Source organism: Methanomicrobium sp. W14 (genome assembly GCF_017875315.1).
Classification (GTDB): Archaea; Halobacteriota; Methanomicrobia; order Methanomicrobiales; family Methanomicrobiaceae; genus Methanomicrobium.
On record NZ_JAGGMM010000001.1, the window covers coordinates 146,007 to 167,604 of the forward strand.

General features: G+C 46.0%; 25 protein-coding genes. 5 read left to right on the forward strand and 20 right to left on the reverse strand.

Annotation, left to right across the window (positions count from 1 at the left end):
* Nucleotides 1-67: 67 nt before the first annotated feature.
* The 4 genes from cfbB to cfbA are packed head-to-tail and all read right to left on the reverse strand — an operon-like array spanning nucleotide 68 to nucleotide 4,151.
* Entirely contained in the window at nucleotides 68-1,444 is a 1,377-nt protein-coding gene (gene cfbB, locus J2128_RS00715) for a Ni-sirohydrochlorin a,c-diamide synthase (RefSeq protein WP_209688865.1), read from the reverse strand.
* On the reverse strand, nucleotides 1,441-2,505 hold the full coding sequence (gene cfbD, locus J2128_RS00720) for a Ni-sirohydrochlorin a,c-diamide reductive cyclase catalytic subunit (RefSeq protein ID WP_209688866.1): 1,065 nt from the start codon (nucleotides 2,503-2,505) through the stop codon (nucleotides 1,441-1,443). Before cfbD ends, cfbB begins: the two co-directional genes overlap by 4 nt.
* Nucleotides 2,506-2,511: 6 nt before the next feature.
* The gene (cfbE, locus tag J2128_RS00725) at nucleotides 2,512-3,723 is read right to left on the reverse strand and encodes a coenzyme F430 synthase (RefSeq protein ID WP_209688867.1); all 1,212 of its coding nucleotides are present in this window, start codon (nucleotides 3,721-3,723) and stop codon (nucleotides 2,512-2,514) included.
* 20 nt (nucleotides 3,724-3,743) lie between these two features.
* The gene (cfbA, locus tag J2128_RS00730; RefSeq protein WP_209688868.1) at nucleotides 3,744-4,151 is read right to left on the reverse strand and encodes a sirohydrochlorin nickelochelatase; all 408 of its coding nucleotides are present in this window, start codon (nucleotides 4,149-4,151) and stop codon (nucleotides 3,744-3,746) included.
* 80 nt (nucleotides 4,152-4,231) lie between these two features.
* On the opposite strand from cfbA, the gene J2128_RS00735 reads away from it, so the two are divergent.
* From J2128_RS00735 to J2128_RS00750, 4 genes are read left to right on the forward strand one after another with little or no spacing between them, the layout of a single operon-like run.
* On the forward strand, nucleotides 4,232-4,729 hold the full coding sequence (locus tag J2128_RS00735) for a Holliday junction resolvase (protein ID WP_209688869.1): 498 nt from the start codon (nucleotides 4,232-4,234) through the stop codon (nucleotides 4,727-4,729).
* Nucleotides 4,726-5,862, forward strand: coding sequence for a methanogenesis marker 9 domain-containing protein (locus tag J2128_RS00740; protein WP_209688870.1), 1,137 nt, complete (start codon nucleotides 4,726-4,728; stop codon nucleotides 5,860-5,862). The genes J2128_RS00735 and J2128_RS00740 overlap by 4 nt, the downstream gene beginning before the upstream one ends.
* On the forward strand, nucleotides 5,834-6,676 hold the full coding sequence (locus J2128_RS00745; protein ID WP_209688871.1) for a triphosphoribosyl-dephospho-CoA synthase: 843 nt from the start codon (nucleotides 5,834-5,836) through the stop codon (nucleotides 6,674-6,676). The genes J2128_RS00740 and J2128_RS00745 overlap by 29 nt, the downstream gene beginning before the upstream one ends.
* A complete protein-coding gene (locus J2128_RS00750) occupies nucleotides 6,658-7,215 on the forward strand; it encodes a DUF447 domain-containing protein (RefSeq protein ID WP_245323238.1) in 558 nt (185 codons plus the stop codon). Before J2128_RS00745 ends, J2128_RS00750 begins: the two co-directional genes overlap by 19 nt.
* 50 nt (nucleotides 7,216-7,265) lie before the next feature.
* Here the strand turns inward: J2128_RS00750 and J2128_RS00755 are convergent, their stop codons facing one another.
* The 5 genes from J2128_RS00755 to thiD all read right to left on the reverse strand — a co-directional run bounded on the left by J2128_RS00755 (nucleotide 7,266) and on the right by thiD (nucleotide 9,920).
* Nucleotides 7,266-7,652, reverse strand: coding sequence for a type IV pilin (locus J2128_RS00755; RefSeq protein ID WP_209688872.1), 387 nt, complete (start codon nucleotides 7,650-7,652; stop codon nucleotides 7,266-7,268).
* Between the two features lie 222 nt (nucleotides 7,653-7,874).
* A complete protein-coding gene (locus J2128_RS00760; protein ID WP_209688873.1) occupies nucleotides 7,875-8,324 on the reverse strand; it encodes a hypothetical protein in 450 nt (149 codons plus the stop codon).
* Between the two features lie 7 nt (nucleotides 8,325-8,331).
* Nucleotides 8,332-8,610: a hypothetical protein gene (locus tag J2128_RS00765; protein ID WP_209688874.1), complete on the reverse strand. Its 279-nt coding sequence runs from the start codon at nucleotides 8,608-8,610 to the stop codon at nucleotides 8,332-8,334.
* On the reverse strand, nucleotides 8,600-9,067 hold the full coding sequence (locus tag J2128_RS00770; protein ID WP_209688875.1) for an Lrp/AsnC family transcriptional regulator: 468 nt from the start codon (nucleotides 9,065-9,067) through the stop codon (nucleotides 8,600-8,602). Before J2128_RS00770 ends, J2128_RS00765 begins: the two co-directional genes overlap by 11 nt.
* 19 nt (nucleotides 9,068-9,086) lie before the next feature.
* Nucleotides 9,087-9,920, reverse strand: a complete 834-nt coding sequence (thiD, locus tag J2128_RS00775; protein WP_209688876.1) for a bifunctional hydroxymethylpyrimidine kinase/phosphomethylpyrimidine kinase — start codon at nucleotides 9,918-9,920, stop codon at nucleotides 9,087-9,089.
* 113 nt (nucleotides 9,921-10,033) lie between these two features.
* On the opposite strand from thiD, the gene J2128_RS00780 reads away from it, so the two are divergent.
* Nucleotides 10,034-11,359: an AIR synthase-related protein gene (locus J2128_RS00780; protein ID WP_209688877.1), complete on the forward strand. Its 1,326-nt coding sequence runs from the start codon at nucleotides 10,034-10,036 to the stop codon at nucleotides 11,357-11,359.
* 134 nt (nucleotides 11,360-11,493) lie between these two features.
* Here the strand turns inward: J2128_RS00780 and J2128_RS00785 are convergent, their stop codons facing one another.
* From J2128_RS00785 to J2128_RS00835, 11 genes are all read right to left on the reverse strand, one after another.
* Nucleotides 11,494-12,258, reverse strand: a complete 765-nt coding sequence (locus J2128_RS00785; RefSeq protein WP_348632361.1) for a class I SAM-dependent methyltransferase — start codon at nucleotides 12,256-12,258, stop codon at nucleotides 11,494-11,496.
* Nucleotides 12,204-13,202, reverse strand: a complete 999-nt coding sequence (locus J2128_RS00790) for an AAA family ATPase (protein ID WP_209688878.1) — start codon at nucleotides 13,200-13,202, stop codon at nucleotides 12,204-12,206. The genes J2128_RS00785 and J2128_RS00790 overlap by 55 nt, the downstream gene beginning before the upstream one ends.
* Nucleotides 13,174-13,920 carry a 4-phosphopantoate--beta-alanine ligase gene (locus tag J2128_RS00795; protein WP_209688879.1) on the reverse strand — a complete coding sequence of 249 codons (747 nt, stop codon included), beginning with the start codon at nucleotides 13,918-13,920 and terminating at the stop codon, nucleotides 13,174-13,176. Before J2128_RS00795 ends, J2128_RS00790 begins: the two co-directional genes overlap by 29 nt.
* A gap of 2 nt (nucleotides 13,921-13,922) precedes the next feature.
* On the reverse strand, nucleotides 13,923-14,783 hold the full coding sequence (locus J2128_RS00800; RefSeq protein ID WP_209688880.1) for a pantoate kinase: 861 nt from the start codon (nucleotides 14,781-14,783) through the stop codon (nucleotides 13,923-13,925).
* Nucleotides 14,765-15,910 carry a bifunctional phosphopantothenoylcysteine decarboxylase/phosphopantothenate--cysteine ligase CoaBC gene (coaBC, locus tag J2128_RS00805; protein WP_245323242.1) on the reverse strand — a complete coding sequence of 382 codons (1,146 nt, stop codon included), beginning with the start codon at nucleotides 15,908-15,910 and terminating at the stop codon, nucleotides 14,765-14,767. The genes J2128_RS00800 and coaBC overlap by 19 nt, the downstream gene beginning before the upstream one ends.
* Nucleotides 15,907-16,776 carry a class I SAM-dependent methyltransferase family protein gene (locus J2128_RS00810; protein ID WP_209688881.1) on the reverse strand — a complete coding sequence of 290 codons (870 nt, stop codon included), beginning with the start codon at nucleotides 16,774-16,776 and terminating at the stop codon, nucleotides 15,907-15,909. Before J2128_RS00810 ends, coaBC begins: the two co-directional genes overlap by 4 nt.
* Nucleotides 16,777-16,792: 16 nt before the next feature.
* The gene (locus J2128_RS00815; RefSeq protein ID WP_209688882.1) at nucleotides 16,793-17,836 is read right to left on the reverse strand and encodes a 60S ribosomal export protein NMD3; all 1,044 of its coding nucleotides are present in this window, start codon (nucleotides 17,834-17,836) and stop codon (nucleotides 16,793-16,795) included.
* Between the two features lie 15 nt (nucleotides 17,837-17,851).
* Complete coding sequence (locus J2128_RS00820) at nucleotides 17,852-18,139, reverse strand: DUF424 domain-containing protein (protein ID WP_209688883.1); 288 nt, start codon at nucleotides 18,137-18,139, stop codon at nucleotides 17,852-17,854.
* 45 nt (nucleotides 18,140-18,184) lie between these two features.
* A complete protein-coding gene (locus tag J2128_RS00825; RefSeq protein WP_209688884.1) occupies nucleotides 18,185-19,012 on the reverse strand; it encodes a TatD family hydrolase in 828 nt (275 codons plus the stop codon).
* Nucleotides 19,009-19,335: a dihydroneopterin aldolase family protein gene (locus J2128_RS00830; protein ID WP_209688885.1), complete on the reverse strand. Its 327-nt coding sequence runs from the start codon at nucleotides 19,333-19,335 to the stop codon at nucleotides 19,009-19,011. Before J2128_RS00830 ends, J2128_RS00825 begins: the two co-directional genes overlap by 4 nt.
* Nucleotides 19,336-19,448: 113 nt before the next feature.
* Nucleotides 19,449-21,596 (reverse strand): minichromosome maintenance protein MCM, encoded by a 2,148-nt coding sequence (locus tag J2128_RS00835; protein WP_209688886.1) that lies wholly within the window; start codon nucleotides 21,594-21,596, stop codon nucleotides 19,449-19,451.
* Between the last annotated feature and the right edge of the window lie 2 nt (nucleotides 21,597-21,598).

Consider the following 21,598-nt stretch of genomic DNA (forward strand, 5'->3'; position numbering starts at 1 on the left):
CAGGAATCCGGGCAAATGCTCCTGAAATCCAAAAAAAAATGTTTAAAAATAGAATAATGGAATTTTATCAGTATTTTGTCCTGCAAAGGCCGATGAAATTTTTGATCATGCTTCCGGATGCCAGTGGGTGCAGGTGTGTATAGGATGCCAGGGTTTTGTTCTTCAAAGCCCCGTCAAGGTTGTCTTTTATGCCTATGCCACGTGAAAGCCGGTATGAGAAGTGGATGTCTTCGTTAAACCTGACGTCGGTGTGGTGAAACTCGTGCCCTTTGAAATTTAATGCACCGAGCGGGCATTTTTTATCCGAAGTCCCGGATACATATCCTACGACCCTTTTTGCAGGCATTTTTGTCTCCGCGTCAAAAACTCCAGTCATCTCAAACTTTTCATCGGACTCCAGTCCGTTCCAGCCTTTTTTTAGAGTAAGTTTCTTAGTGAGGTAGATAAGGCCGCCGCACTCCGCATATAGGGGGATATCGTTTTTTGACACCTCGCGTACAGCCTCATGCATTCTGGTGTTCTTTTCAAGTTCCCCTGCAAACATTTCAGGGTAGCCGCCGCCGAATATGTAGCCGTCCGCATCCGGGAGCCTGTCGTGCACGGGACTGAACTTTACGACCTCTGCGCCGAGGGCGGGCAGAACCTCGAACAGGTCGTTGTAATAGAAGTTGAACGCTTCATCGACCGCCACTCCTATTTTAACGTCTGAAAATTCTGCGGGCCGGAATACTTCAGGCTTTTTTGAAGGAGCACCAGACTCTTTCGAGAGGTCTAAAAGAGTGTCCATGTCGATATTCTCACTGATGATGTTTGTGACTGTTTCTACGCGTTTTAAAAATTCCGCGTCGCTTTTTCCCTCCAGGTAAGGGACAAGGCCAAGGTGGCGCATCGTAAGCTTCATCTCTTCGCTTCTGGGGACTGCACCTATAACAGGGATTCCCGTAGTGTGCTCTATTGCCGTTTTGGCCTTGTTTTTATGTTTTTCACTTATGACCTGGTTGAGGATTACTCCTTTTATGTTAATTTCGGGGTCAAAAGCGCAGAACCCTTTGACTATAGCGGCGGCGCTCCTTGTTATGCTCTGTGCATTTATGACGAGGATGACATTTTGTTCAAGCATTTTCGCGATGTCCGCCGTTGACCCGACGTCTGAAAGGGCTTCAGCACCTTCATAAAGCCCCCTTACGCCTTCAGTTATAGAAATGTCGGCACCGATGCAGGCGTTGTCGTATGAGTCGCTAATTTGCTGCGGGGTCATCACAAAGCTGTCAAGGTTTCTGCACATCCTGCCCGTAACGCCTGTAAGGTATGACGGGTCGATGTAGTCCATTGCGACCTTGAACGGCTGCACCGAATATTCACGTGACAGGTACGCGGCTATCCCGAGGGTGATGCTTGTCTTTCCGCTGCCCGAGCGGTCGCCTGTTATAAGAAGGCTTTTCATTTCATGGTCCTCAAAACGTCGCCGAATTCGCTTGGGACTATCTCTCTTACACCGAGAGTCTTCGGGTGAAGGTCTACTTCAACAACGACATAGTCATGTCCGAACTCCTTTAAAGGCTCCACCTGCCTGGGGCCGTTGGTTACGGAGAATACTTTAATCCCTTCTAGATATCCCGGTGGAATTGCGTGCGGGACTCCTGATATAAGTGCAAAGTCCGGCCTGCATTCCAAAATTTTTTCCCCGAGAATGTCGCCTGTTGCGCCGTATTCGTCAAGTGCACCTGTGTATTCGGCATGAAGACCTGAATCAACAAGTCCGTTTCTGATGTTTTCCGCATCCCTTCTTACCTTGGGAAGCCCCCTGTCCTCAAGGTTTGCGACATATTCTATGTCTGCACCGGGGCAGACCTCCCATAGTGCTTTCAGGACGTCTGCAAACATGTATGCAGTCTCCTTTTTTGCGTTCATTATCGCGATGCCTTTCTCTCCGCTCTTTACGCATTCAAGAAGTTTTTGCGCCACGACATGCTTGAGGTCTCCTCTTTGCGGCTTTACATACGGTTTGTAGGCGGCTCCTCTCAGCTTTTCTGTCATGTTTGCGGCATGAAGAAGCTCTTTCTGCCTTTCAAGCTCGGTTTCTTCAATCCATCCCGCTTTCGCGGCAGGCTCAAGGGCTGCAATGACGCCGTCTATATTCTCCCTGAAACCTGCGTGGATATTGACTGCGATTGCAGGAGTATTTATGCCTGAATTTTCAATTGCAGACTCCATGTCCTCGCCTATTATCATTGAAACGCATGTTCCCACAACGGCCATTCTTTTGGGCGAAAACTCCTTTTCCGCGTATCTCAGAACTTTTTCAAGTATTTCCTGCCCCCCGAATATGAATTCGTTGTCGCCAAGTGACGTCGTAAGGACTCTCATGCCGTCCTCCTCAAGAAGCCTTGCGTGCTTGAACGAGCAGCCGGAAGGCCCGTGAAGAATCGAGACGTCGACGCCGAGGTCTCTTACAGTATAAAGACCTGCGACAATCGAGCTTGGCCGGGGCTGAATGTATTCCATATCTTACTATCTCCACGTTTTTACACAAAGAACTATGCTGTTTTCAGAGCCGTTGTTAAGGGCTTTAAATTTTCCCTCTTCGAGGCTTTTTTCGTATTCAGCCGGGATGCACCCTATGTCTTCAGGTTTTATGCACCTTAGGGAATCCCCTACGATTACGACTTTTTTGGGCTTTATCCGTCTTATTGCAGATATAACGTCTTCAGGGCTGAAGCCTTCGCAAATATTTTCCTTTTCAACGCCTATTACAAGGGTAATTTCTTTTTTGTCTGTCATCTTCTCGGCAAACGATGCGGCTGTAACAGCGGTCATTTTGTTCACACCGCTGTTAGAATTGTCGACGACAAGCCTTCCGCCGGTCCTGGAAAAAGACATCCTGCCTTCAACCGGCATAAAATCTTCAAGCTTTTTAGAGTTTGCACCAAGTATGCAGCCTGCCGCAGCGGCGGTCGTTATTGCCTCTCTGTATCCTTTTACCCGGAGAAGCGGATTTTTAAAGCTTCCTTTTACTCCTTCATATTCATATGTGCAGACGTCATCTCTGACTGATGCGAATTCTTCCGCGTGCAGGGCGTTTTTGGGAAGTTCTCCTGCACCGGGTGCAAGCAGGACATTTTTGCATTTTTCAAGTGTTTTCACCTTTTCCAAAAGAGCGCTTTTGGTATTCCCGGCGAATTTGTAGTCTTCCGATGATGTAAGGATGCACAGGGTGGAAAACCCGCAGACACCAAGGGACTCTTCCGCTATAAGCCACCTGTTTTCCTCATATGCAAGAAGGGCGGGGAATATAGCAGAAGCAGGTGTAATGCTTGTATTATCTATTATCTCCTGTTCCGGGATTCTGAAAGTCCCTTTTGACGTATGAAGAATGCCTTTTCCTTTTCCCTTAAGGACATGCGCCAGTGCGAATGCTGTCGTTGTTTTTCCCCTGGCACCTGTTATCTCAACTGACAGGGTAGGTTTTCTGTCGCCTATTATCATGGAGACCGCCTGGTGATGCGTTATTACAGGTGCACCGGGGGAATCAAGGAGAGAATACCCCGGGTTTAAGTGGACCGGTGCAATGATGAGGTCGTAATGCTGTTTTAGTGCGAATTCCTCGGATACGCCTTTTTCGTGCCTGTAGACATCAACCGTATCGCATTTATGTCCGGCCTTTTTCAGGTGAAGGGCAATCTCTTCGCCCCCGTGTATGGTGTCAAGCACCAGAATGTACATAAAATAGTGTAAAAATTGTTTTAATCTGAATATTCTTCTACTGCTCTTTTTGCACTCTCTATCATGAGGTCTGCAAGCATCGGGTTGTCGCCGATTGGTTTTGCGAATACAAGCGGGATTTTGCCGTTTTTGGTCTCAAATTCACCTTTGTGTCCGCCTTCTTCAATGCCGAGGATGCCGGGGATATCCTTGTCTATATGAACCCCTCTTGCAAGGAATAAGGGGACGACGACCATTGATTCAAGGTCCTCGTTTTTGAACTCATCCAGAACTTCAGGTATTGAAGGTGTGCTGTTCTCCATGAATGCACACTTTACAATGTAGCTGTTTTCCTTTTCGGAGATAAGTTTTGCAGTGTTTTCGATAAGCTGCTTGTTGTATGGCTTTGTACTGCCGTGTCCGACAAGTAAGAATCCACTCTTCTTCATATCATACATTGTACAACAATTATAAATAAAATAATTAACGATTCTTTTTTGTCGTTTCCATTTATAATTATTTCAGGTAAATGAGTGATTTTGAAAGAGATATGGTTCATTGCCTGAACCATTTTTTTGACAGCAGCAACCTTAAGGGGTATGCATACAGGCTGAAGCAGTCGAAGTACAGCACCCAGTATGTTGATGTCCTTGTTGATTCATTAGACCCGCGCTACTATCTTGCTATAGAGTGTAAGTCGTTAAAAGGGAAAAAAATTTATTTTACGCAGCATTTTCATGAAGACAAAAACAATGTCCACCAGATAGATGCAATATGGGATTTTATCTGCAGGACCGGAAGACGCGGATTTCTTGCTGTCGAATTCCGCGGCGGGAAGGGAAGTTTGAACAGGGCGTTTCTTATGTCCTGGCCTGAGGTTATGAAAATCAGGGAGACCAATGCAGGGATTTCCGTTGACGATTTCAGTTCCGGCATTGAACTTGAAAGGTGTGACGGCGGGTACAGGCTGTCCGTCCTATACCCAAAGGAATTACATAATATATTACAAAATGATATGACAGAATGACTGACTGCGGCTCACGGTATTACCTTACAATAAACAAGCGTTGTGTGAAAGTTCCTGTTGCCCTTTCTTCCATGGCGGGAATAACCGACGCCTCATATGCTCTTTTGAGAAAAGAGAATATTGGAATTGCATTTATAGGCGGTTTTTCTGTCGACGAGCCGACAATGAATGCAGGCGCAAAGATGGCTGATGAGGGGCGCCATGAATTCATATGCGGGGACCCTGTCTCGTGTATCCGTGATGAGGTGAAAAAGTTTGAGGGTTCGGATGTCATTTGTGGCATAAATATCCGTGGAACTTCCCCAAAGTCTTACCTGGACGTTTACTCTGCTGTTGGCAAAGACGTCATATACGAGGTTGATGCGCACTGCCGGCAGGAGGCTATGATAAATGCAGGTGCGGGTGAATACCTGCTGAAAAACACGGATACTCTTGCAGATATCGTCCGGGCTTTAAATGAGGCCGGCGCTTATGTCTCAGTCAAGTTTCGCGCCGGTGTAAGTTCAAATGATTCGTCTCTTGCACGTCTTCTCTGGAAGGCAGGTGCTGATATACTGCACGTCGACCTGATGGACTTTGGGTCTTCTAAACTTAAGGAGATAAGAAACAGCTGCCCGCTGAAGATTATTGCGAACAATTCCATGAATACCTTCGAGAGGGTGAAGGAGATGTTTTCGCATGGCGCCGACATGGTATCTCTTGCAAGAAATGCCGACAACGAGACGCTTGAACGCCTCAGGGTTTCAATAGAGGAATATGCGGATGAGTCCGGGTGGTACAATGCGCCGAAACAGCTCTGCCGTGGAGGTGACCTGAGGGGGCTTGCGTTCTGTTGCATGCCTATAAAACAGTGCCCTCTGATTCCTGCACTGAAAAAGACGGGGATGTCTCCGAAAAAGTTTCATGACTTAAAAGTGTCTCTTGCCGAGAATACTCCTCTGTCTTCCGGAGAGAGCACATGCTTCGGAAGTCTTGTATGGTGCTGCAAGAGTTCGACGCCGTGCATGTTCCGTGACATTTCACTGAAACAGGCGGGACTTTCGCACCAGGAGTACATGCGCTTAAAGAGGCGTCTTTCAGAAGGCATTATAGAAAAGGTGTTTGATGAAAGGAGTGAAGAAGAGTCCTGCTGAACTTGCCCAGATAGCGATGATGCTTGAGGTCTGCGCCAAGACAAAGCCTGGCAATGTCGACAGATTCCACGATTATGACGACACATGGCTGGAACATTTTCTTGCATCGGCAATCTATGCAAAGCCTGCGTTTGAAAAGGCCTGCAAATTTAATTTAAACGACCCCGGCGACTGTGGTCTCGGAAGGCTCATCTACGATGCGGTCTCCCTTACGAATACCCATTCGGGTGGCAACACCCACTTCGGTGCCTTTATTCTTTTAATCCCGCTTCTTGCAGGTGGAGGTATTGAGGGTGCAAAAAAAGCGATAATGACCACTACGGTCGAGGATGCGGTTTTATTTTACAGGGCTTTTGGTCTTACGAGCGTCAGGATGAACGAGTCCGACGACGAGATTGACGTAAACAGCCCCAGTGCACTGGACCAACTCTGTGAGAAGAAGATGAACCTCTACGATGTGATGGAGTATTCATCACGGTGCGATATGGTGTCGAAAGAATGGGTGTCAGGCTTTAAACTTACGAGAAAGACTGCCGACTTCATTCTCAGCTCCGGCAGGGGAAGGGACGTGATACCTGATGCATACATATCGCTTCTCTCTTCTTCGGAGGACACGTTTGTTGAAAAAAAGTTTGACAGCAAAGTCTCGTTGTGGACGACCGAGACCGCGAAGAAGGTTCTTTTGAAACAGATACCGGCAGAAGCCTTCGACAGGCTGTGTCTTGAAAAGGGCATAAATCCGGGTTCTACGGCAGACATTATAATTGCAGGTATATTTGTGGCTTTGACGGAAGGATGGGAATGGGACTTCTGACTAAAGGAATAAACGAGGTAATTGCGGTGTCAGGCAAAAACGCCGCACCTGTCGGTATCATAAACCGGAAGGATTTGAGTGTAGTTCTTTTCAAAGGTTCGCATACTTTTGAAAAAGTTGCCAAAAACAAACTATTTGCAGCGAATTTCATATATGACTCTTTTTTGTATGCAAAGACAGCCTTTGAAGACCTGGATGATGAATTTTTTGAGGAGCAGTCTTTTGGCGGGTATACGTTTTATACCCTGAAGGGGGCGGAAGCCTGGATTCTCTTTGAGGCTGAAGAGGTTCGTATAACAAATGAGTCGTGCATCTACAGCCTGCGCCCGTTGAAAGAGACCGTAGTAAGTCCTGTTATACATCCCGTAAACCGCGGTTTCAACAGCATTATAGATGCGGCTGTCCACGCGACAAGATATGTGCACAGCGGCGACGAAAACCTGAAAAAACTTATAGAATACGACCTATCGGTTGCAAAAAAGTGCGGCGGTGAACGTGAACTTCTTGCAGCTGAATTTTTGAGAAATTATATTGAGTGACTAATTTATTCTTTAGGACTTAATTAACTTAAAAAAGATTATTTTTAGATTTAGATCTTTGAAAGGATCTGGGCTGTCCCGTCGTTGAAGTTTCCTGTTGCAACAATGGTCCCGTTGTCTTTCTTGAACGGCACTGAGAAGACTGCTCCTATTTTTAGATCAACTGAATCATTATCAGCTGGGGCCATACCTTCCTGTGTAACAGTTATGTTGTCCAGTTTGGAAACGTCTGCTCCTGCAAAGACTGTAAATTCGACATATCCTGTGCTGTTTGTTGAAGGCTGAAGTGTAACATCCTTCTGTGAACTTGTTTCAAGGTCATCTGCCAGACCAAACACGAATACTGCAATTACCGCTGCGAGAATGACCGTAATTGCCACCATGAGAATAACACCTATTACAGGTGATACTGCCTCTTCTTTTTCTGTGAATTTCATTCAAATCACCTAAAATGCCAATCAGAATAACGCGTGAATGGCATATAAATTATTTTATCATCACTATATCCGATTTATATATTTAAAAGCATTGGGAAGTCTTCTGAAATTTAAACAAGATGCTTAAGTAATCAGTATATTGTGAAACAAATAGATCATATCTCCTGTCAAAAGGAAAAAAAATTTATAATGTATATTCATAGTAACTATATAACTGGGTTCCTAAATATCCTCGATTATTAAAGAAAAATAATCGTCCATCTCGGATACTTTGTTATTCGGTGCGAGTGCGTTGACAAATCCCCTGATATATGCGGCACTTACTCTCCTGTTTGAAAAAAACTCCTGATATCCGCTTTTCATATCTTTTTTAATCATGATTTTTTTTCTTCCGGTCTTGTTGTCACCAGAGGTTTCGTATGTAATTCCCGAAACCAGAAGGATTCCTTCAAGAATTGTTTTGACATCCATTCTCGGGTTCATACGCCTTAATATCTCTTCTGCATCCTGTTTTCCCATATCACGTGAGATAATCTCTATCTTTTCTATAACCAGAGGGTCATTGTCCTTTATAAGCCTGCTTAAAATCTCATTCGATCTGTCCGCCGGCTTCCAGTCACGTGACAGCTTTAAGAGCTGCCAGTCCCGTGCAAAGGAGCTGGAATTAGGCATATCTGCTTCATCCCCTTACAATCGAAAAGATCATTGCGCAGATACCTATAATTACAAGGAGCCGCGAGAATAACGCCGACCAGAAAATCCAGAATTCATCCGCCGTAAAAAGCGGCGTTATGTCCGGGAGAACGATTCCTATTATGAGAACGAAAAGCCCGTACATCAGAATAAGAAGGCTTTTCTGCTTGACTATTTTGTATGCGTCATAGAGATAGACTATCAGTGCTCCGCCAAGTGCAAGAGTTATAATTGCAAGTACCCGCTCCATCAGTTCAATTTCCATGTAAATCGTATTCCTCCATGTTCCAGAATTGTTCTTTCACTTTTTTTACGGTCAGTATCGGCTTTATGTCCCTGACGCCGGGAAGTTCACTTAAAGGTATCAGGATATCGGATTTAAGTTCTGCAATTTCGTGGACGCGAACCTTGGCGAGGAAATCGCTCGGCTCAAGCGTCTCGTAAACTTCGAGAACATGGTCCATTCTGAGAAGAAACTGCTCCACATCAGGTTTTTGCAATGGGTCAATCGAGATTGAAAGAAAAACAATGATAGAATTTTTGAAAAATTCAGGGTTCACAACTATTGTAAAACGCTGGATAATACCACTGGACTTTAATTTTTCAATCCTTTTAAAAACCGTAGACGGAGCAATGTTCAGCTTTTTTCCAAGATCAGCCATAGACGTTCTGCCGTCTTTTGCAAGTTCACTCAAAATCGAATTATCTACTTTATCCAACATCTTACCAGTTTTTTAAAATCTAATTTTTGTGGATATAATCTTTATTGTTTGATAAATCTATTTTTATGGGATAAGGATTTATGCTGTAATAGCCGTTTCTTGACACATATGCATGTTTTATTGCAGATTCGATAAGCCTCTTTGCCTCAGCGCATGATTCACGGACATTTTTTCCAAGTGACAGCCCTGCAGTTACGGCAGCAGAGAGTGCACACCCTGTGCCGTGTATGTCGTATGAAAACCGTGCGCCTGAAATCTTTTCAAATCCGAAACTTCCTATAAGGTAATCCTCAGAATAGGGTCCTTTCATGTGTCCGCCCTTTATAAGAACGTTTTTTGCTCCCATCCCAAGGATTATTTTTCCTGCTGAAAGAATCTCCTCTTCTGAAGATATTTTTTCAAGACCTGACAATGCGCACGCTTCCGGGATGTTTGGAGTAACAAGTGTGCATTCAGGTATAAGAGTTTTTTTAAGTGTCTCAACCGATTTTCCGTTTGAAAGGGCTTTTCCGCTTGTCGAGACCATTACTGGGTCGATTACAAGCAGAACATCTGAAGGAAGAGACTTAAAGACTGCTTCAATAATTTCAGCTGAAGGCATCATGCCGCATTTTACGGCAGATATTTCAAATTCCTCAAAAACCGATTCTATCTGGCGGGACACGGCATCAGTGCTGCAGCTCCATATACCGTTGACATTTGCCGGGTTCTGGGCGGTTATAGAAGTTATAACACAGCATCCCCAGACCCCGCATGACGAGAATGTCTTAAGATCAGCCTGAATTCCGGCCCCGCCTCCTGAATCCGAGCCTGCAATGGTACATGCGCAGGGCATATGCGCCTCTTTCATCATTTTTTGTATATACTTAATCCTCTTTGAAATTATTCAACCTGGTCTGGTGCAGATTTTACACTGCTGAATATCCGTTGAGCATACTTTTTGTATAGAACAGGGCAACATTATTTATGGATGTCGAGGAATTCGCAAGGCGGGAGCTTTCCCGCGGTGCGGATGAAAATTCTGTAATAAAAAGGCTGATAGAAAATATTATTGAAATAAAAGGCTGCAACCGTGAATATGCCTCTGATTTTGCAAAAGCCGTTGTGCAGGAGGTAAAAAATTCGTCCGGTCACGGGGGAGATTTTTTAACATATTACAAGTCCGGAGTCAGCATGGGAAGCTTCGGTGTCGGTTCAAGAGGGACAGGCGACTTTTTTGCCCACAGGCAGTTCCCGAAGATAATCGGAAGGAGCAGTGCGGATGTGGGAGTCGACGAGATGGACGATGCCGGGGTTGTCAGTGCAAACGGGCAGTACATCATAACTACCGTTGACGGCATGCATTCAAGGCTTTCCGAGTTTCCGTTTCTTGCAGGATTTCATGTAACCCGCGCAACCCTGCGCGATGCATACGTTATGGGTGCAAAGCCCGTTGCCCTGATATCGGACATTCATGTCGCAGACGACGGCGATGTTGCAAAGCTCTTCGACTACACCGCAGGTATATCGGTTGTGAGCGAGATGATGAACGTTCCTCTTGTATCAGGCTCAACCCTCAGGATAGGAGGCGACATGGTCCTTGGGGAGCGTATGACAGGGTGTGTGGGTGCCGTAGGTGTTGCAGAGCACGTAACGAAGCGGTCTGCGACTGTTCCTGGAGATATCCTTCTTATGACCGAAGGTGCTGGAGGAGGAACGATTGCAACGGCAGCTATATACTCCGGCTTTCCCGGGGTTGTTGAAAAGACAATAAATCTCTCGTTTCTGAAGGCCTGTGAGGCTCTCATATCAAGCGATATCTTCGGTGAAGTCCACTCGATGACAGATGTCACGAACGGCGGCCTGCGCGGGGATGTATACGAGATGGCCGAAACGGCGGGGTGTCGCATAGTGATAGAGGAGGAGAACCTCAGGAGTCTTGTCGAACCTGATGTTTTGAAGATGCTTGACACTCTTAAAATCGATTATCTCGGGGTATCTCTTGACGCGCTTTTAATCGTGGCGCCTGAAAGTGCCGAACAGAGGATAAAAGACGTTATTGAGTCGGCAGGAGTTGCAGTAAAAAGGGTAGGATATGCTACAGAGGGGCCTTCTGATTCGAAGATTCTGGTAAACGGTGAATTAAAAGACTTCACCCCGAAATTTCGTGAGTCCGCGTATACCCCGGTCAAAAAGGTTGCGGACAAGACCAAATGCGATTTTGAGGAGATGAAAAAGAAAGTCGAAAAATCCGCGGATGAGGCTGTAAAGAAAAAGGAGCGTGTCTTAAAAGTACTCCGGGAACGCTACTAAGTCTTTGGACAAATCCTATCTCAGTATTTTAAGGGATTAGAAGAACCGGAAAAAGGAAATTAAAGAGTATTCCTAAATAAATTCTTAAAAAATAAAACAAAATAATTATGAAAACCAAAAATAAAAAAATAAGACTATTTTTTAGGTTTTATTCCCGATGCGCATATGTTGAAGGCAAAGTACGGTATTTTTTCCTCTACAAACGGCTCAAATTTTTTTGTAATCTGGTATATCTGCGGTTTTAAGTCCACGTGGGCAAAAGAGCACCTTTCGACGGAAATGTCTGTAAATCCAGCACTAAAGAAGATGTCATACAGTTCATGCTCCTTGTAATAGTGCTCGCCGAAACTTCCCATGCCTACCCGGTTGACATGAAGTTTCTCACCTATCCTGTAGGCTGCCGGCACAATCGCCGTAAAGACATTTTTCCCGAGAGTGCATATTGAAACAGCACCTCCCGGCTTTAAAACACGGAAAATCTCCTCAAGTGTCCCTGCAGGGTCCTGGAGGTATGAAAAAGCAAGAATGCTGGATATGCAGTCAAAGGTTTCGCTTTTGAATGGAAGGACTTCTGCTGTCCCTTCAAAGACCTCTGAGTTGTTCCTGCACTTTGCTTTTTTTATCATTCCTCTGCTTATGTCTATCCCAAATGCAACACCGCCGGATTTAAGGTACCTCTGCATGAAAAGACCTGTCCCGCACCCCAGGTCCAGGAGTTTTGCACCTTTGGGGAGTTTTTTCGATACGCTTGAACATATATGCCCGTAGTAAATTCTGCCCTGGTTTTTGTCGTAATGGCTGTCGTAATTTTCCGCCATCAGGTCATAATGGGCCGATACTTTAGTCAGTTGAATACCTCCGCGATAATTCTTGAAAGAAGAGCGTTGATTTGTATGAATTCATTTCCTGCACTGCACATCATGTAATCGGCGTCCGAAAGTGCTATTGCAATCCGTTTGTCGTTGTATTCACGTTTTGCAGCATTTGAGAGCTCCTGTATTACCTCTTTTCCTGAGAGCCCGTATTCTATCATAAGCATCTCGGCTGTTTCGCAGGATTTTTTGAAGTCTTTTCTTTGCAGGGACGAGAAAAGCGATGACGATATTGCAGACGTTTCAGAGTCTGAGAGTTCTGTAGGGTCAATGTCTCCTCCGCTTTCTATGCTCACCTGAAGGTATGTTATCGCCTTTCTACAGTCTCCGTTTGAAATTCCTGCAATCAATTCGATTTCGTCGTCAGTTACCGTTCCCGGGAGAATGCCTTCTTTTTCGAGTATTTTTTTAAGAAGGTCTGATATAAGCTCAGTGTCAAGCGGTGAGAAGAAAAGGGGCAGGCACCTCGATGCAACAGGTGGGATTATTGCGGTCTGTTGTCTTGACACGAGGACAAACCTGCATGTTTTGCTGTATTTCTCCATAATACGCCTGAGAGCTGCCTGTGCGTCAAAGGAAAGTTCCCCTGCATCCTCGAAGACGACTATTTTGAATTCGGCGTTGAAAGGCTTCATTGAGGCGTACCACTTTACAATGTGCTTGAAATTTGAAATCAGGCTCTCTTCTTTCTGGTATAAATGGGAAAATTTCTCCTCGTTTTCAAGCCATGCCTTACCCTGCCTGAAAAGCGTCCCTGCGGGGATTACACTTACGTTTACAGAGTAGTCGTCGCCGAAGACCTCTTTTCCAACAGCCTCAACAGAAACGCTTTTTCCGGTTCCATGGGGGCCGAAAAAAAGCATATGAGGAATATTGCGGTTTTCTGAAAAACCTTTTAGATGCTCTTTGACTTTGTCCTGACCACAGATATCATCAAAATTATCAGGTCTGTATTTCTCTATCCACAGCATCCGAGAGGTTCTCCATAATTTCTTTTATCGCATCATCCAACGTTTTTTTGTTGTTGCAGCCGGAAATAAGCTCTTTGGCTTCGTCTTCCCTGAGGGTCTTTGCAGCATTCGTAATATTCGGAAGGGCCCTTGTCAGTTCGTCGACAATTGTGAGGCTTGCGTTCTTTGCCGTTCTTGAGAGCGGGTTTAGGTCGATGGTTATTACAGTTTTCCCCATCTTTACAAGTGCTTCGCACCTGTCTCCGTCTTCAAGGGGAACGAGGATGACATCAGCAGAATAAATTCCTTCACGCGTGCATAAAGCCCTGTCATGCGAAAGCGGAAGAAGACGGGAAACCTCATCTTTTACGACAACAACACCACTGTCCTCCATAAGTTTCGTTATATTTTTGATTCTCTCCTCAGTCCTGTGAAACAGGTTCACTTCAACTGCCGCATTAGTCGCTTTCTGCAGGTCTCTTATAAGGTCTGCCGCAAGAGCCGCCGTATTTCCGTTGACTGATATCACAGGTCTCTCTGCCTTTAAAAACAGGGCTGCCGCGGTTTTCTCTGCAGTCAGAGCGCTTTTTGTTGTTTTTTCTCCGATAAGGTAGTCAAAAGCCTCTCCTCTTCCGTGAGAGCCTACTCCCTCCATTGCAACGGTGCCCTTCTTTGCGGCCTCTGCAATTTTTTCTCTTCTCACAAGTGAGGCATAGCGCGGGTGATCCTTTGGTATCATGTTCATTCCCTACTGTTTCTGAACGCAAATCCTGTCCCTGACATCTTCATCATATAAACTTCGCCGAATCTTGATAAAATTCCGGGTGCCTTTTCACCATATGCAAACACGCCTTCGCCAAGCATCGTCATCGCAACGGGGATGTTTCTCAGGTCGCACTCATTGAACACTTCTCTTATTCTGTCAGATATAAGACCCGAATTTTCAGCGAAATTTCTTGCAATCCTGAAAAAATCATCAGGATTTTCCGGGCATTCATCTGAGAATGCTTTTGAGATATTCTCCATTACTGTTTTGTTTTTAAGGACTTTATTTGTTGGGAGCGGGCCGAAACTCAGGGCTGAGATTGTCTTGTCCATATCGTATTTTCGTATTATTTCACCGTTGATTCCCGGGCTTTTTCTGCAGATATATCCTCCGCCCATGCAGGCTGCAACGTCACCAAGGCCTGAGCTGAACTTAACTTCGGTCTCATTTGCAAGAAGACCTATATCACGGTCTTTTACTGAAAGCCCGTAAAGCCCGCTCGTAGCCTTTATGGATGACAGAAGTGACGCTGCGCTGAGGCCAAAGCCTGCGCCTATAGGGAGTATGGTCTTGGTTGTAATTTCGGCAGTTATTCCAAGCTTTGAAAGAGCATATTCTATAGGCCTGGACCCGTACTCGGTGGATATTATGTTTCCTGTCCTGTCAACGCGGCAGACCCTGACTTTAATTTCGTCAGACATAGCCGCCTCGGAAAAGACGCCTTCACTGATTATAATGCCTCCGCCGACGCTTCCCTTTTCTCCGTTTGGACTTTCGGTACTTTTGAACCAGCCGGAGATATGGCCCGGACAGAACGCTAAATAAGCTCCGTCCATATATTCTTTGCTACCTCCTCTTTACTGCCTGATACGGTTCTTGCTGAATTTTTTTTGTGCAGGATATAAGTCCCGGATTCAGCTCCCATTGTCTCGGGCATATTTGATGCGACCAGAAAAACGCCTTTTTCCAGCATACCTTCAGCCAATTTTCCCGAATCCCTGCCAAGTTTGAAGGAAACTACTTTCCCCCTGAATGTCTCAAGGACTTCATCAAGAATTTTCGGAAGCGGCGTGAGCTTCACCAAGACATCCTTTTGGCTTGGGATTTTGCCGTCGTAGACCTCAGGTTTATAATCAGATATCGCGGCAGCGCTGATATAATAGTCAAAATCGCTTTCCTTTAAGGTTTTTAATGTCGCTTCTCTCATTTCTCCGGCAGTTTCTGTTGCAATATTTCTTACAAGAGGCAACTTTTTCGTGCTGTGAATGATTGTCACGTCAGCCCCGAGCCTGTACGCCTCAAGTGAAATTTCAGCTCCAATCCTTCCTGAAGACCTTGTCGTGAGGACCCTGACGTCGTCAAGTTTTTCACGGCAGGGACCTGCTGTAACCAGAACTTTTCTGCCCGAAAGAGGTTTATCTCCTGCCTCTCTCTCTACTGCAAGAATAATTTCTTCGTTTGACGCGAACTTCGCCTTGTTTTCGGAAATATACGGGTCAACAAAAACAATGCCCCAACTTTTGAGTTTTTTGATGCTGTCCGAAACCGCAGGGTGGCGGTACATGCTCTCATGCATTGCGGGGGCGATTACAACAGGCATACCTCTGCCGATTGCAGTCGTCGCAAATGTTGTCACAGGGGTATCATCGATTCCGGCGGCGATTTTGCATATTGTATTGGCAGTTGCAGGAGCGATTAAAAGGACGTCAGCAATCCCGTTTATTCCGCAGAAAGCCACATGCTCAACCATTCCGGTAATCTTAGTTACTGCGGATCTGCCGCAGGCATATGTAAGTGAATCGGGGCTGATTATCCCGCATGCAGCCTCACTCATAACACCCTGGACGACTACACCTTTCCTTCGCAGTGCCCTTGCAAGCTTTATGTCCTCTACGGCAGCTATGCTTCCCGTTACCGCAAGTACAACCGTTTTACCTTCCAGTGTCTGCATAAAGTCTTTCATATCAGTTCAACGTCCTCCACGACATGCCACCTGTGCGGAGCATATTTTTTTACTTTATGTTCGGTTATTTCGGCATAAAATCCGGCATTTTTACATTCCAAAATAATCTTTTCACGGACAGAGTCTATGCTGTGGACATGCAGGACAGAACCGGTCTCGGAATGCGACAGAGCGTCTGCAAGCATTGAGGGTGAGTCGAAATGTCCCATAAATATCCTGTCGTAGGTGCCTTTAAGAAGTTTTCTGCAGTCCCCGCACTCGGGAAAAACCGTATCAGGTACCCCGTTTTTTATAATGTTTTTCTTCAGGTATTCAAAAGACTGCGGGTTTATTTCCATTGCATGAACACGTGCCCCTGCCATTGCGGCAGGTATTGTGAAGTACCCTATTCCTGCGAACATGTCTGCGATGCGCTCTCCCTTTTTTACAATCCCTGACATCCTTCTTTTTTCTTCCCTGTTTCCCATTGCAAACATGACTTTGGAGGGGTCAAAAAAGAAAGTGCACCCGTTTTCCCTGTGACAGACTTCATGAGGGCTGCCATACAAAACTTCGGCCTGCGGAATTCTCATTTCACCGGAGTAATTTATGATATGAAGAATGCAGGAAGGTTTTTTCCACTCGATAAGTTCTTTTATTTTCTCCTCTGACGGGGCGTCACCGTGTATCAGGGCGGTGTCGCCAGTCATCTGGTACCCTGTCCCGCAGTACCCCTTTTTTTCATCAAGGATACAGTCAGCTGCATAACCTTTTTTTACCGGAACCCAGGCCAGACTCTCCTTTACAAAGGGGCGTCTTGTCCTGTCAACCCACGGTTGGCCTTTGATTTTACCAAGGTTTTCTGTGGGGATAATGCGGGAGCGCAATTTCGTTCACCTGTTTTCAGCCGACAAAAATTATTCTTTCATTATCGTAATCTCTCAAAAACCGGATTGTACTGCCTTCCTTTATTTCAAGCCACGGGTAAGTCAGGCACTCTTTGTTTTCAAAAGTTTTCGGGTCAAGAATGCCTGCGGTGTTCCCTTCCGTATAGTTTACAAATGCAAATTCAGAGTCCTTAACGTTTCCGATTAGTCTTCCACAAGGCTCGTTTCTTGTGGTCTTTGTGCTTGAGTCCTGCAGGTCGAAGTACTTTACGCCGCCGGAGTCAGTTCCCCGAATCTCGTAATAACTGCCGTTTTCCTCGAAAACGTCACCTTTCTGGTATTTTGGAAGCCTTACAAGGTATGTTATCCTGTATACAGGTATCCCCTTCTTTTCACCCACGAGCTTCGGGTGCCGGGTTACTTTACCGCCGAGCTCTTTTACAATGTTTCTGGAGATTATATCTCCTATATTATGGCTTGAAATTATGATGTCCAGCCCGTCTTTTGTCTCCCTGGTTTCGGTTATGAACGAAAGGCGCTCTCCTGTTTCCTGGAGCCCGTCCTCGGCGCTGTGAGCTATCGCGTTTGCCCTGTCCTTTTCATAATCGTCGGGTTTTCTTCCGTCAGCTCTTAGCTGTATTGTCCCTTCGTAATATCCGCCGGAGAGCCTGCTGCACCTGTCGCACTGCTCCTTTGACCAGACTATAAGAACCCTGCATTTATGCTCTACAGGGACACCGTATAATTTGGCCTTAACTCCTACGTTTACAGATGTCCTGTTCGGGCTGATATCCCTGGTTTCCAGTGAGACGCTGAGTGATCGTACATCTTCATGGATGTGGACGGCGCTTAGCGCCACCTCATCTATAAGTTTGTCCTTTTCGAGTTTACAGTCAGTCCATGTGTTCTGCTGTTTTAATGACCCGCAGGTCGGGCAGTGCGTGCATAAAACCCTGTCGTCGCATGTTATCCATTCAAGTTCTGCCGCCCTGCAACTGCTGCACAGGCCCCCTTCGCTCGGACCTCCGCATTTTGGGCATATATTTTGTTTTATATCCATAATCATCAGATTTTTTCAGAGGATCTGCACGTGCGGAATTCCGTTTATGTAAATGCAGTCCTCCTTTTGTATAGCGCCGCATTTTTCAGCAGCCTCAATCACTTTTTTTCCCATAAGGTTGGCGTTGTCCGCGTCTTTCAGGGCTTCCGCAAGCTCTTCTTCTGTTGCAGTCTGTGTACCGTAGAATTTGTCTGATATCGTTATTTCAATATCGCTGTCTTTTATTGTTGTGTTTATAAGTTCTCGGTCGCATGCTGCAACGAGTTTTTTTGTCCCGTCTATCCTGTATACCTTCAGATGCATAACCCTATAGTTTTGTTTTTGGCAGATAATACTGATGCTGCAGAATCACAAAACAATGTCTGTCCCGTACACTTTTTCAGGAGTGTCCTTGTGGATTCTGAAGGCGTCCTCCTCTGTTATTGCGCCCGAGGAAAGGAGCCTGCGTGTAAATCTCGGAACTGATTTGGGGCCAAGGACCGAACCGGGGCGGGATGGGTCGTCCATGTGGTCGCTTTCCATAGTAAATAAGCGTTTTTCCGCGGCAAGTTTTCCAATGTTTTCATCTTTCGCGATCATCGACGGTGTAAGGGGCGTATCTGGAGTCGCGTAGTGCTTAACGACCCTGAAAGGCTGAATACCCATTTTTTTTGCAGTCCCGCATACATCAGTGCAGGGGCCTGTCTCGGCGTGAATCTGGAGAGCACAGTCGCAGTCCTTTGCAAGTTCAAGGGCGTGTTCAAGTATCCTGTTTGAGGCTTCCCATATATCCTCAGGCACGGGGTAGTGAGGTCTTCCGCTTTTCAGCGCGACAGCCCTTTCGTCTACGACATATTCTGCTGCAAGGTCCAGTCCTTCTTTTAATATCTCCTCTGCACGTGAAAGGGAAATTTTTCCGGCAAGTTTTGTAAGCTCTGCCGGGTGGACGCCCATGATGGGAAATGCGCAGATTCCCTCGTCTTTTACCATCCCGGCGGTTTTCAGGTTCAGATCAAAGATTTTCCTGAAGTCCTCTCCGCTTGCGGGAGTTATGCCGAATGTCCACGTGGGGAGTGTCACAAGAAATATATGCGTTCCTCCTGCACGCTTAAAGTCCTTTGCGGCTTCCATCCCCCTCCCGTTTATGATGTCTATGTGGGTATGGTCGTCTGTTACAGGGAGGTCTTCTGGCATCATTTCAGTTCAAGAATTTTCATCATGGGATATTCGTCTTCGAGCTTAAGCCCGGCGACACAGACTGAATCCTCAACTTTTGTCTTTATTTTGACGTCGAACATTTTTCCTGCAAGTTCACTGTACCCGAAGGAGTTTAAGACCATGTATTCGGTGTGTATTCTGACCGTTATGTCCTCGACAAAAGGCTGAAGCCCTACAGCCTCCTCTATAGCCTTTTCAACAGTAGTTGCGGTATTCGGGGATATCGGGGTCCCAACCCACTGGTGATAGAGTGCACCGAGTTTAATCCCCGCTTCAAAAGCCGCCTTTGCCTTGCTGTCCATGCATAAATGTAGGCGCCAGGGTGTTATTTTATTTGGCATTGCGGTTTAATGGAGATAAAAATAGTATAAAAAAGGTTTTTGCGGGGTATTTGGTTTTCACTTTTCAATTTTAATCATATCAGCTTTATTAGCCCGTGTCTCGGCTCCATAGCTTCCCCAGTTCTTAAGAGATCATCGATTCTCTTCCTGATGTCGTCTTTTTCATGGCCTTTCTGTATAAGAGCCTGTACAATTTCTTCAATCTGGGCGTATCCGTTTTCATCCGCGTGTGACTTCACGGCGTCCTTGATTTCCCTTATGATATCCCTTCTCTGTTTTGGAATTCCGGTCACAAGTTTGTCTATGTCAAAGCTCTCGGTTTCGGGGTCGTATGCGACATCCCTTAAGCACCTGTCGACTATTCTTATGACACGCTCAGCGTCGGCCTCTTCGATGTTCTGGCTGAGCCTGACCCTTGCGCTCGCCTCGGCAAGTCTTACAAGGGCTTCAAGCTGCCTTGCCGTAACCGGGACAGGCTTGCTGTTGTCTGATGCGAGTTCTCTTAAACTCAGGTAGTATGATATCAGCTTCTCCTTTGCCTCGGGTTTTAAGAGCGGGAAGCAGTTTCTTTTTGAGTATGCAATGTATTTCCTGAATAAAGAAGGTTCTATTTCAGGAAGAACTGGAGCAAGTTTCTGCTCAATGTAGTCTTCGTCTATCCACTCGTCGGGGTTCTTTTTGTTGTGCTCAATGAGCTCTCCGACCTCGTGAGCCTTTAATATATGCTCACCGATTGCCCTGTCAAGAACGTCGTTAGGTTTGTCCCTCATGACAAATATCAGGTCGAAACGCGACAGAAGCGAAGGGGGCATGTTTATCTGCTCGGCTATCGGTGCGTATTCATCGAATCTTCCCATCTTCGGGTTTGCAGCCCCGAGAAGGGCGCAGCGGGAGCGCAGAGTTGCGGTAATGCCTGCCTTTGCGATAGATATGGACTGCTGCTCCATCGCCTCGTGAAGCGAACTTCTGTCGTCCTTGTTCATCTTGTCCATTTCATCCACTGCGGCAATACCCATGTCGGCAAGCACAAGCGCACCGGCCTCAAGTGTCCACCTGCCGTCTCCGAACTCGTCCTTGACGGCGGTTGCGGTAAGACCTGCGGACGTCGAAGACTTTCCGCTTGTGTATATGCCCCTCGGCGAAAGCCTGATGACATATCTTAACATCTGCGATTTTGCAATACCCGGGTCACCGACAAGGAGCATATGGATGTCACCCCGAAGGTGGCTTCCGTCAGGAAGGGATTTCATTATTCCCCCAAAAAGAATCAGGGAGATTGCCTCTTTAACCTCGTCGTTTCCGTATATTGATGGTGCGATGGAGTGTGCAAACTTGCGGTATACCTCAGGGTCACGGCTAAGTTCAATTATGCTCTGCTCGTCCTCGTCAGATATTGCCACCTCCTCAAATTCCTTTTCACCTACTTCGATGGAATTCGCCTCGAGGTATATGTCAAACAGTGAGCTTTTGTTCCCGTATGAGACTCTCTGGATAGACCGTAAAATCCCGTTTATTACAATCCTGTCTCCGGGGGATGCGGTTGCAACGAGGTCGTCCTGGACATCCACGTCCAGAGTTTCGGGTTGCTCACCGCCCCTTAAACCCTCCGGCGACTCCTGTATCCTTATCTTCTGCACGTCTATGAATTTTGAAAGCTGGGGGACAAGCTCCATTTTAGTAGGGCGTTCGCACTGCGTGCAGTTCCTGTAGGGCTCCTGGAACTTTCCGAACCCCTGCGAATATGGTGGTGTAAGAGTTCCGCAGTTAAGGCACCTGAATACTGCATAAGTGAGTCTTGGGCGAACCTCGGTGACCTTTCTTATTATACCTTCAACCGAAAGAAACGAGTTAATATGGTGCGCACGTATCTCCCTGACGTCAATCTTTTTTGGAAGCCTGATGAACCTGACATTGACGTCGTCAGCTTTGTCTTCCTCATCCTTTGTAAAGATAAGGTTGTTCTGCTTTATCGCGTCCTTTACATCAGAAAGGACCTTACCGGGGTTTTTGATAAGATCATCTGCAAGACCGAGACCTTTTTTTCCCCATTTCTCAAGCTTCTGGTAGTCTATTACAAGTGACCTTTTATACGGAAATTCCCTTGCAATTTCCCCTAATTCCGCCTTGTAGTGCTTTTTTAAAAATTTACTCCAGTCACCTGCCTTGTCTGTGACATTCGCCTTTATCTCTTCTTTTTCAGGTGAGTCCGGGAAGTCGTCCATTT

Coding starts and splice junctions, on each gene's coding strand:
- cfbB (WP_209688865.1), bottom strand. CDS start 1,444: ATGAAAAGCCTTCTTATAACAGGCGACCGCTCGGGCAGCGGAAAGACA.
- cfbD (WP_209688866.1), bottom strand. CDS start 2,505: ATGGAATACATTCAGCCCCGGCCAAGCTCGATTGTCGCAGGTCTTTAT.
- cfbE (WP_209688867.1), bottom strand. CDS start 3,723: ATGTACATTCTGGTGCTTGACACCATACACGGGGGCGAAGAGATTGCC.
- cfbA (WP_209688868.1), bottom strand. CDS start 4,151: ATGAAGAAGAGTGGATTCTTACTTGTCGGACACGGCAGTACAAAGCCA.
- J2128_RS00735 (WP_209688869.1), top strand. CDS start 4,232: ATGAGTGATTTTGAAAGAGATATGGTTCATTGCCTGAACCATTTTTTT.
- J2128_RS00740 (WP_209688870.1), top strand. CDS start 4,726: ATGACTGACTGCGGCTCACGGTATTACCTTACAATAAACAAGCGTTGT.
- J2128_RS00745 (WP_209688871.1), top strand. CDS start 5,834: ATGAAAGGAGTGAAGAAGAGTCCTGCTGAACTTGCCCAGATAGCGATG.
- J2128_RS00750 (WP_245323238.1), top strand. CDS start 6,658: ATGGGAATGGGACTTCTGACTAAAGGAATAAACGAGGTAATTGCGGTG.
- J2128_RS00755 (WP_209688872.1), bottom strand. CDS start 7,652: ATGAAATTCACAGAAAAAGAAGAGGCAGTATCACCTGTAATAGGTGTT.
- J2128_RS00760 (WP_209688873.1), bottom strand. CDS start 8,324: ATGCCTAATTCCAGCTCCTTTGCACGGGACTGGCAGCTCTTAAAGCTG.
- J2128_RS00765 (WP_209688874.1), bottom strand. CDS start 8,610: ATGGAAATTGAACTGATGGAGCGGGTACTTGCAATTATAACTCTTGCA.
- J2128_RS00770 (WP_209688875.1), bottom strand. CDS start 9,067: ATGTTGGATAAAGTAGATAATTCGATTTTGAGTGAACTTGCAAAAGAC.
- thiD (WP_209688876.1), bottom strand. CDS start 9,920: ATGATGAAAGAGGCGCATATGCCCTGCGCATGTACCATTGCAGGCTCG.
- J2128_RS00780 (WP_209688877.1), top strand. CDS start 10,034: ATGGATGTCGAGGAATTCGCAAGGCGGGAGCTTTCCCGCGGTGCGGAT.
- J2128_RS00790 (WP_209688878.1), bottom strand. CDS start 13,202: ATGCTGTGGATAGAGAAATACAGACCTGATAATTTTGATGATATCTGT.
- J2128_RS00795 (WP_209688879.1), bottom strand. CDS start 13,920: ATGATACCAAAGGATCACCCGCGCTATGCCTCACTTGTGAGAAGAGAA.
- J2128_RS00800 (WP_209688880.1), bottom strand. CDS start 14,783: ATGGACGGAGCTTATTTAGCGTTCTGTCCGGGCCATATCTCCGGCTGG.
- coaBC (WP_245323242.1), bottom strand. CDS start 15,910: ATGAAAGACTTTATGCAGACACTGGAAGGTAAAACGGTTGTACTTGCG.
- J2128_RS00815 (WP_209688882.1), bottom strand. CDS start 17,836: ATGGATATAAAACAAAATATATGCCCAAAATGCGGAGGTCCGAGCGAA.
- J2128_RS00820 (WP_209688883.1), bottom strand. CDS start 18,139: ATGCATCTGAAGGTATACAGGATAGACGGGACAAAAAAACTCGTTGCA.
- J2128_RS00825 (WP_209688884.1), bottom strand. CDS start 19,012: ATGATGCCAGAAGACCTCCCTGTAACAGACGACCATACCCACATAGAC.
- J2128_RS00830 (WP_209688885.1), bottom strand. CDS start 19,335: ATGGACAGCAAGGCAAAGGCGGCTTTTGAAGCGGGGATTAAACTCGGT.
- J2128_RS00835 (WP_209688886.1), bottom strand. CDS start 21,596: ATGGACGACTTCCCGGACTCACCTGAAAAAGAAGAGATAAAGGCGAAT.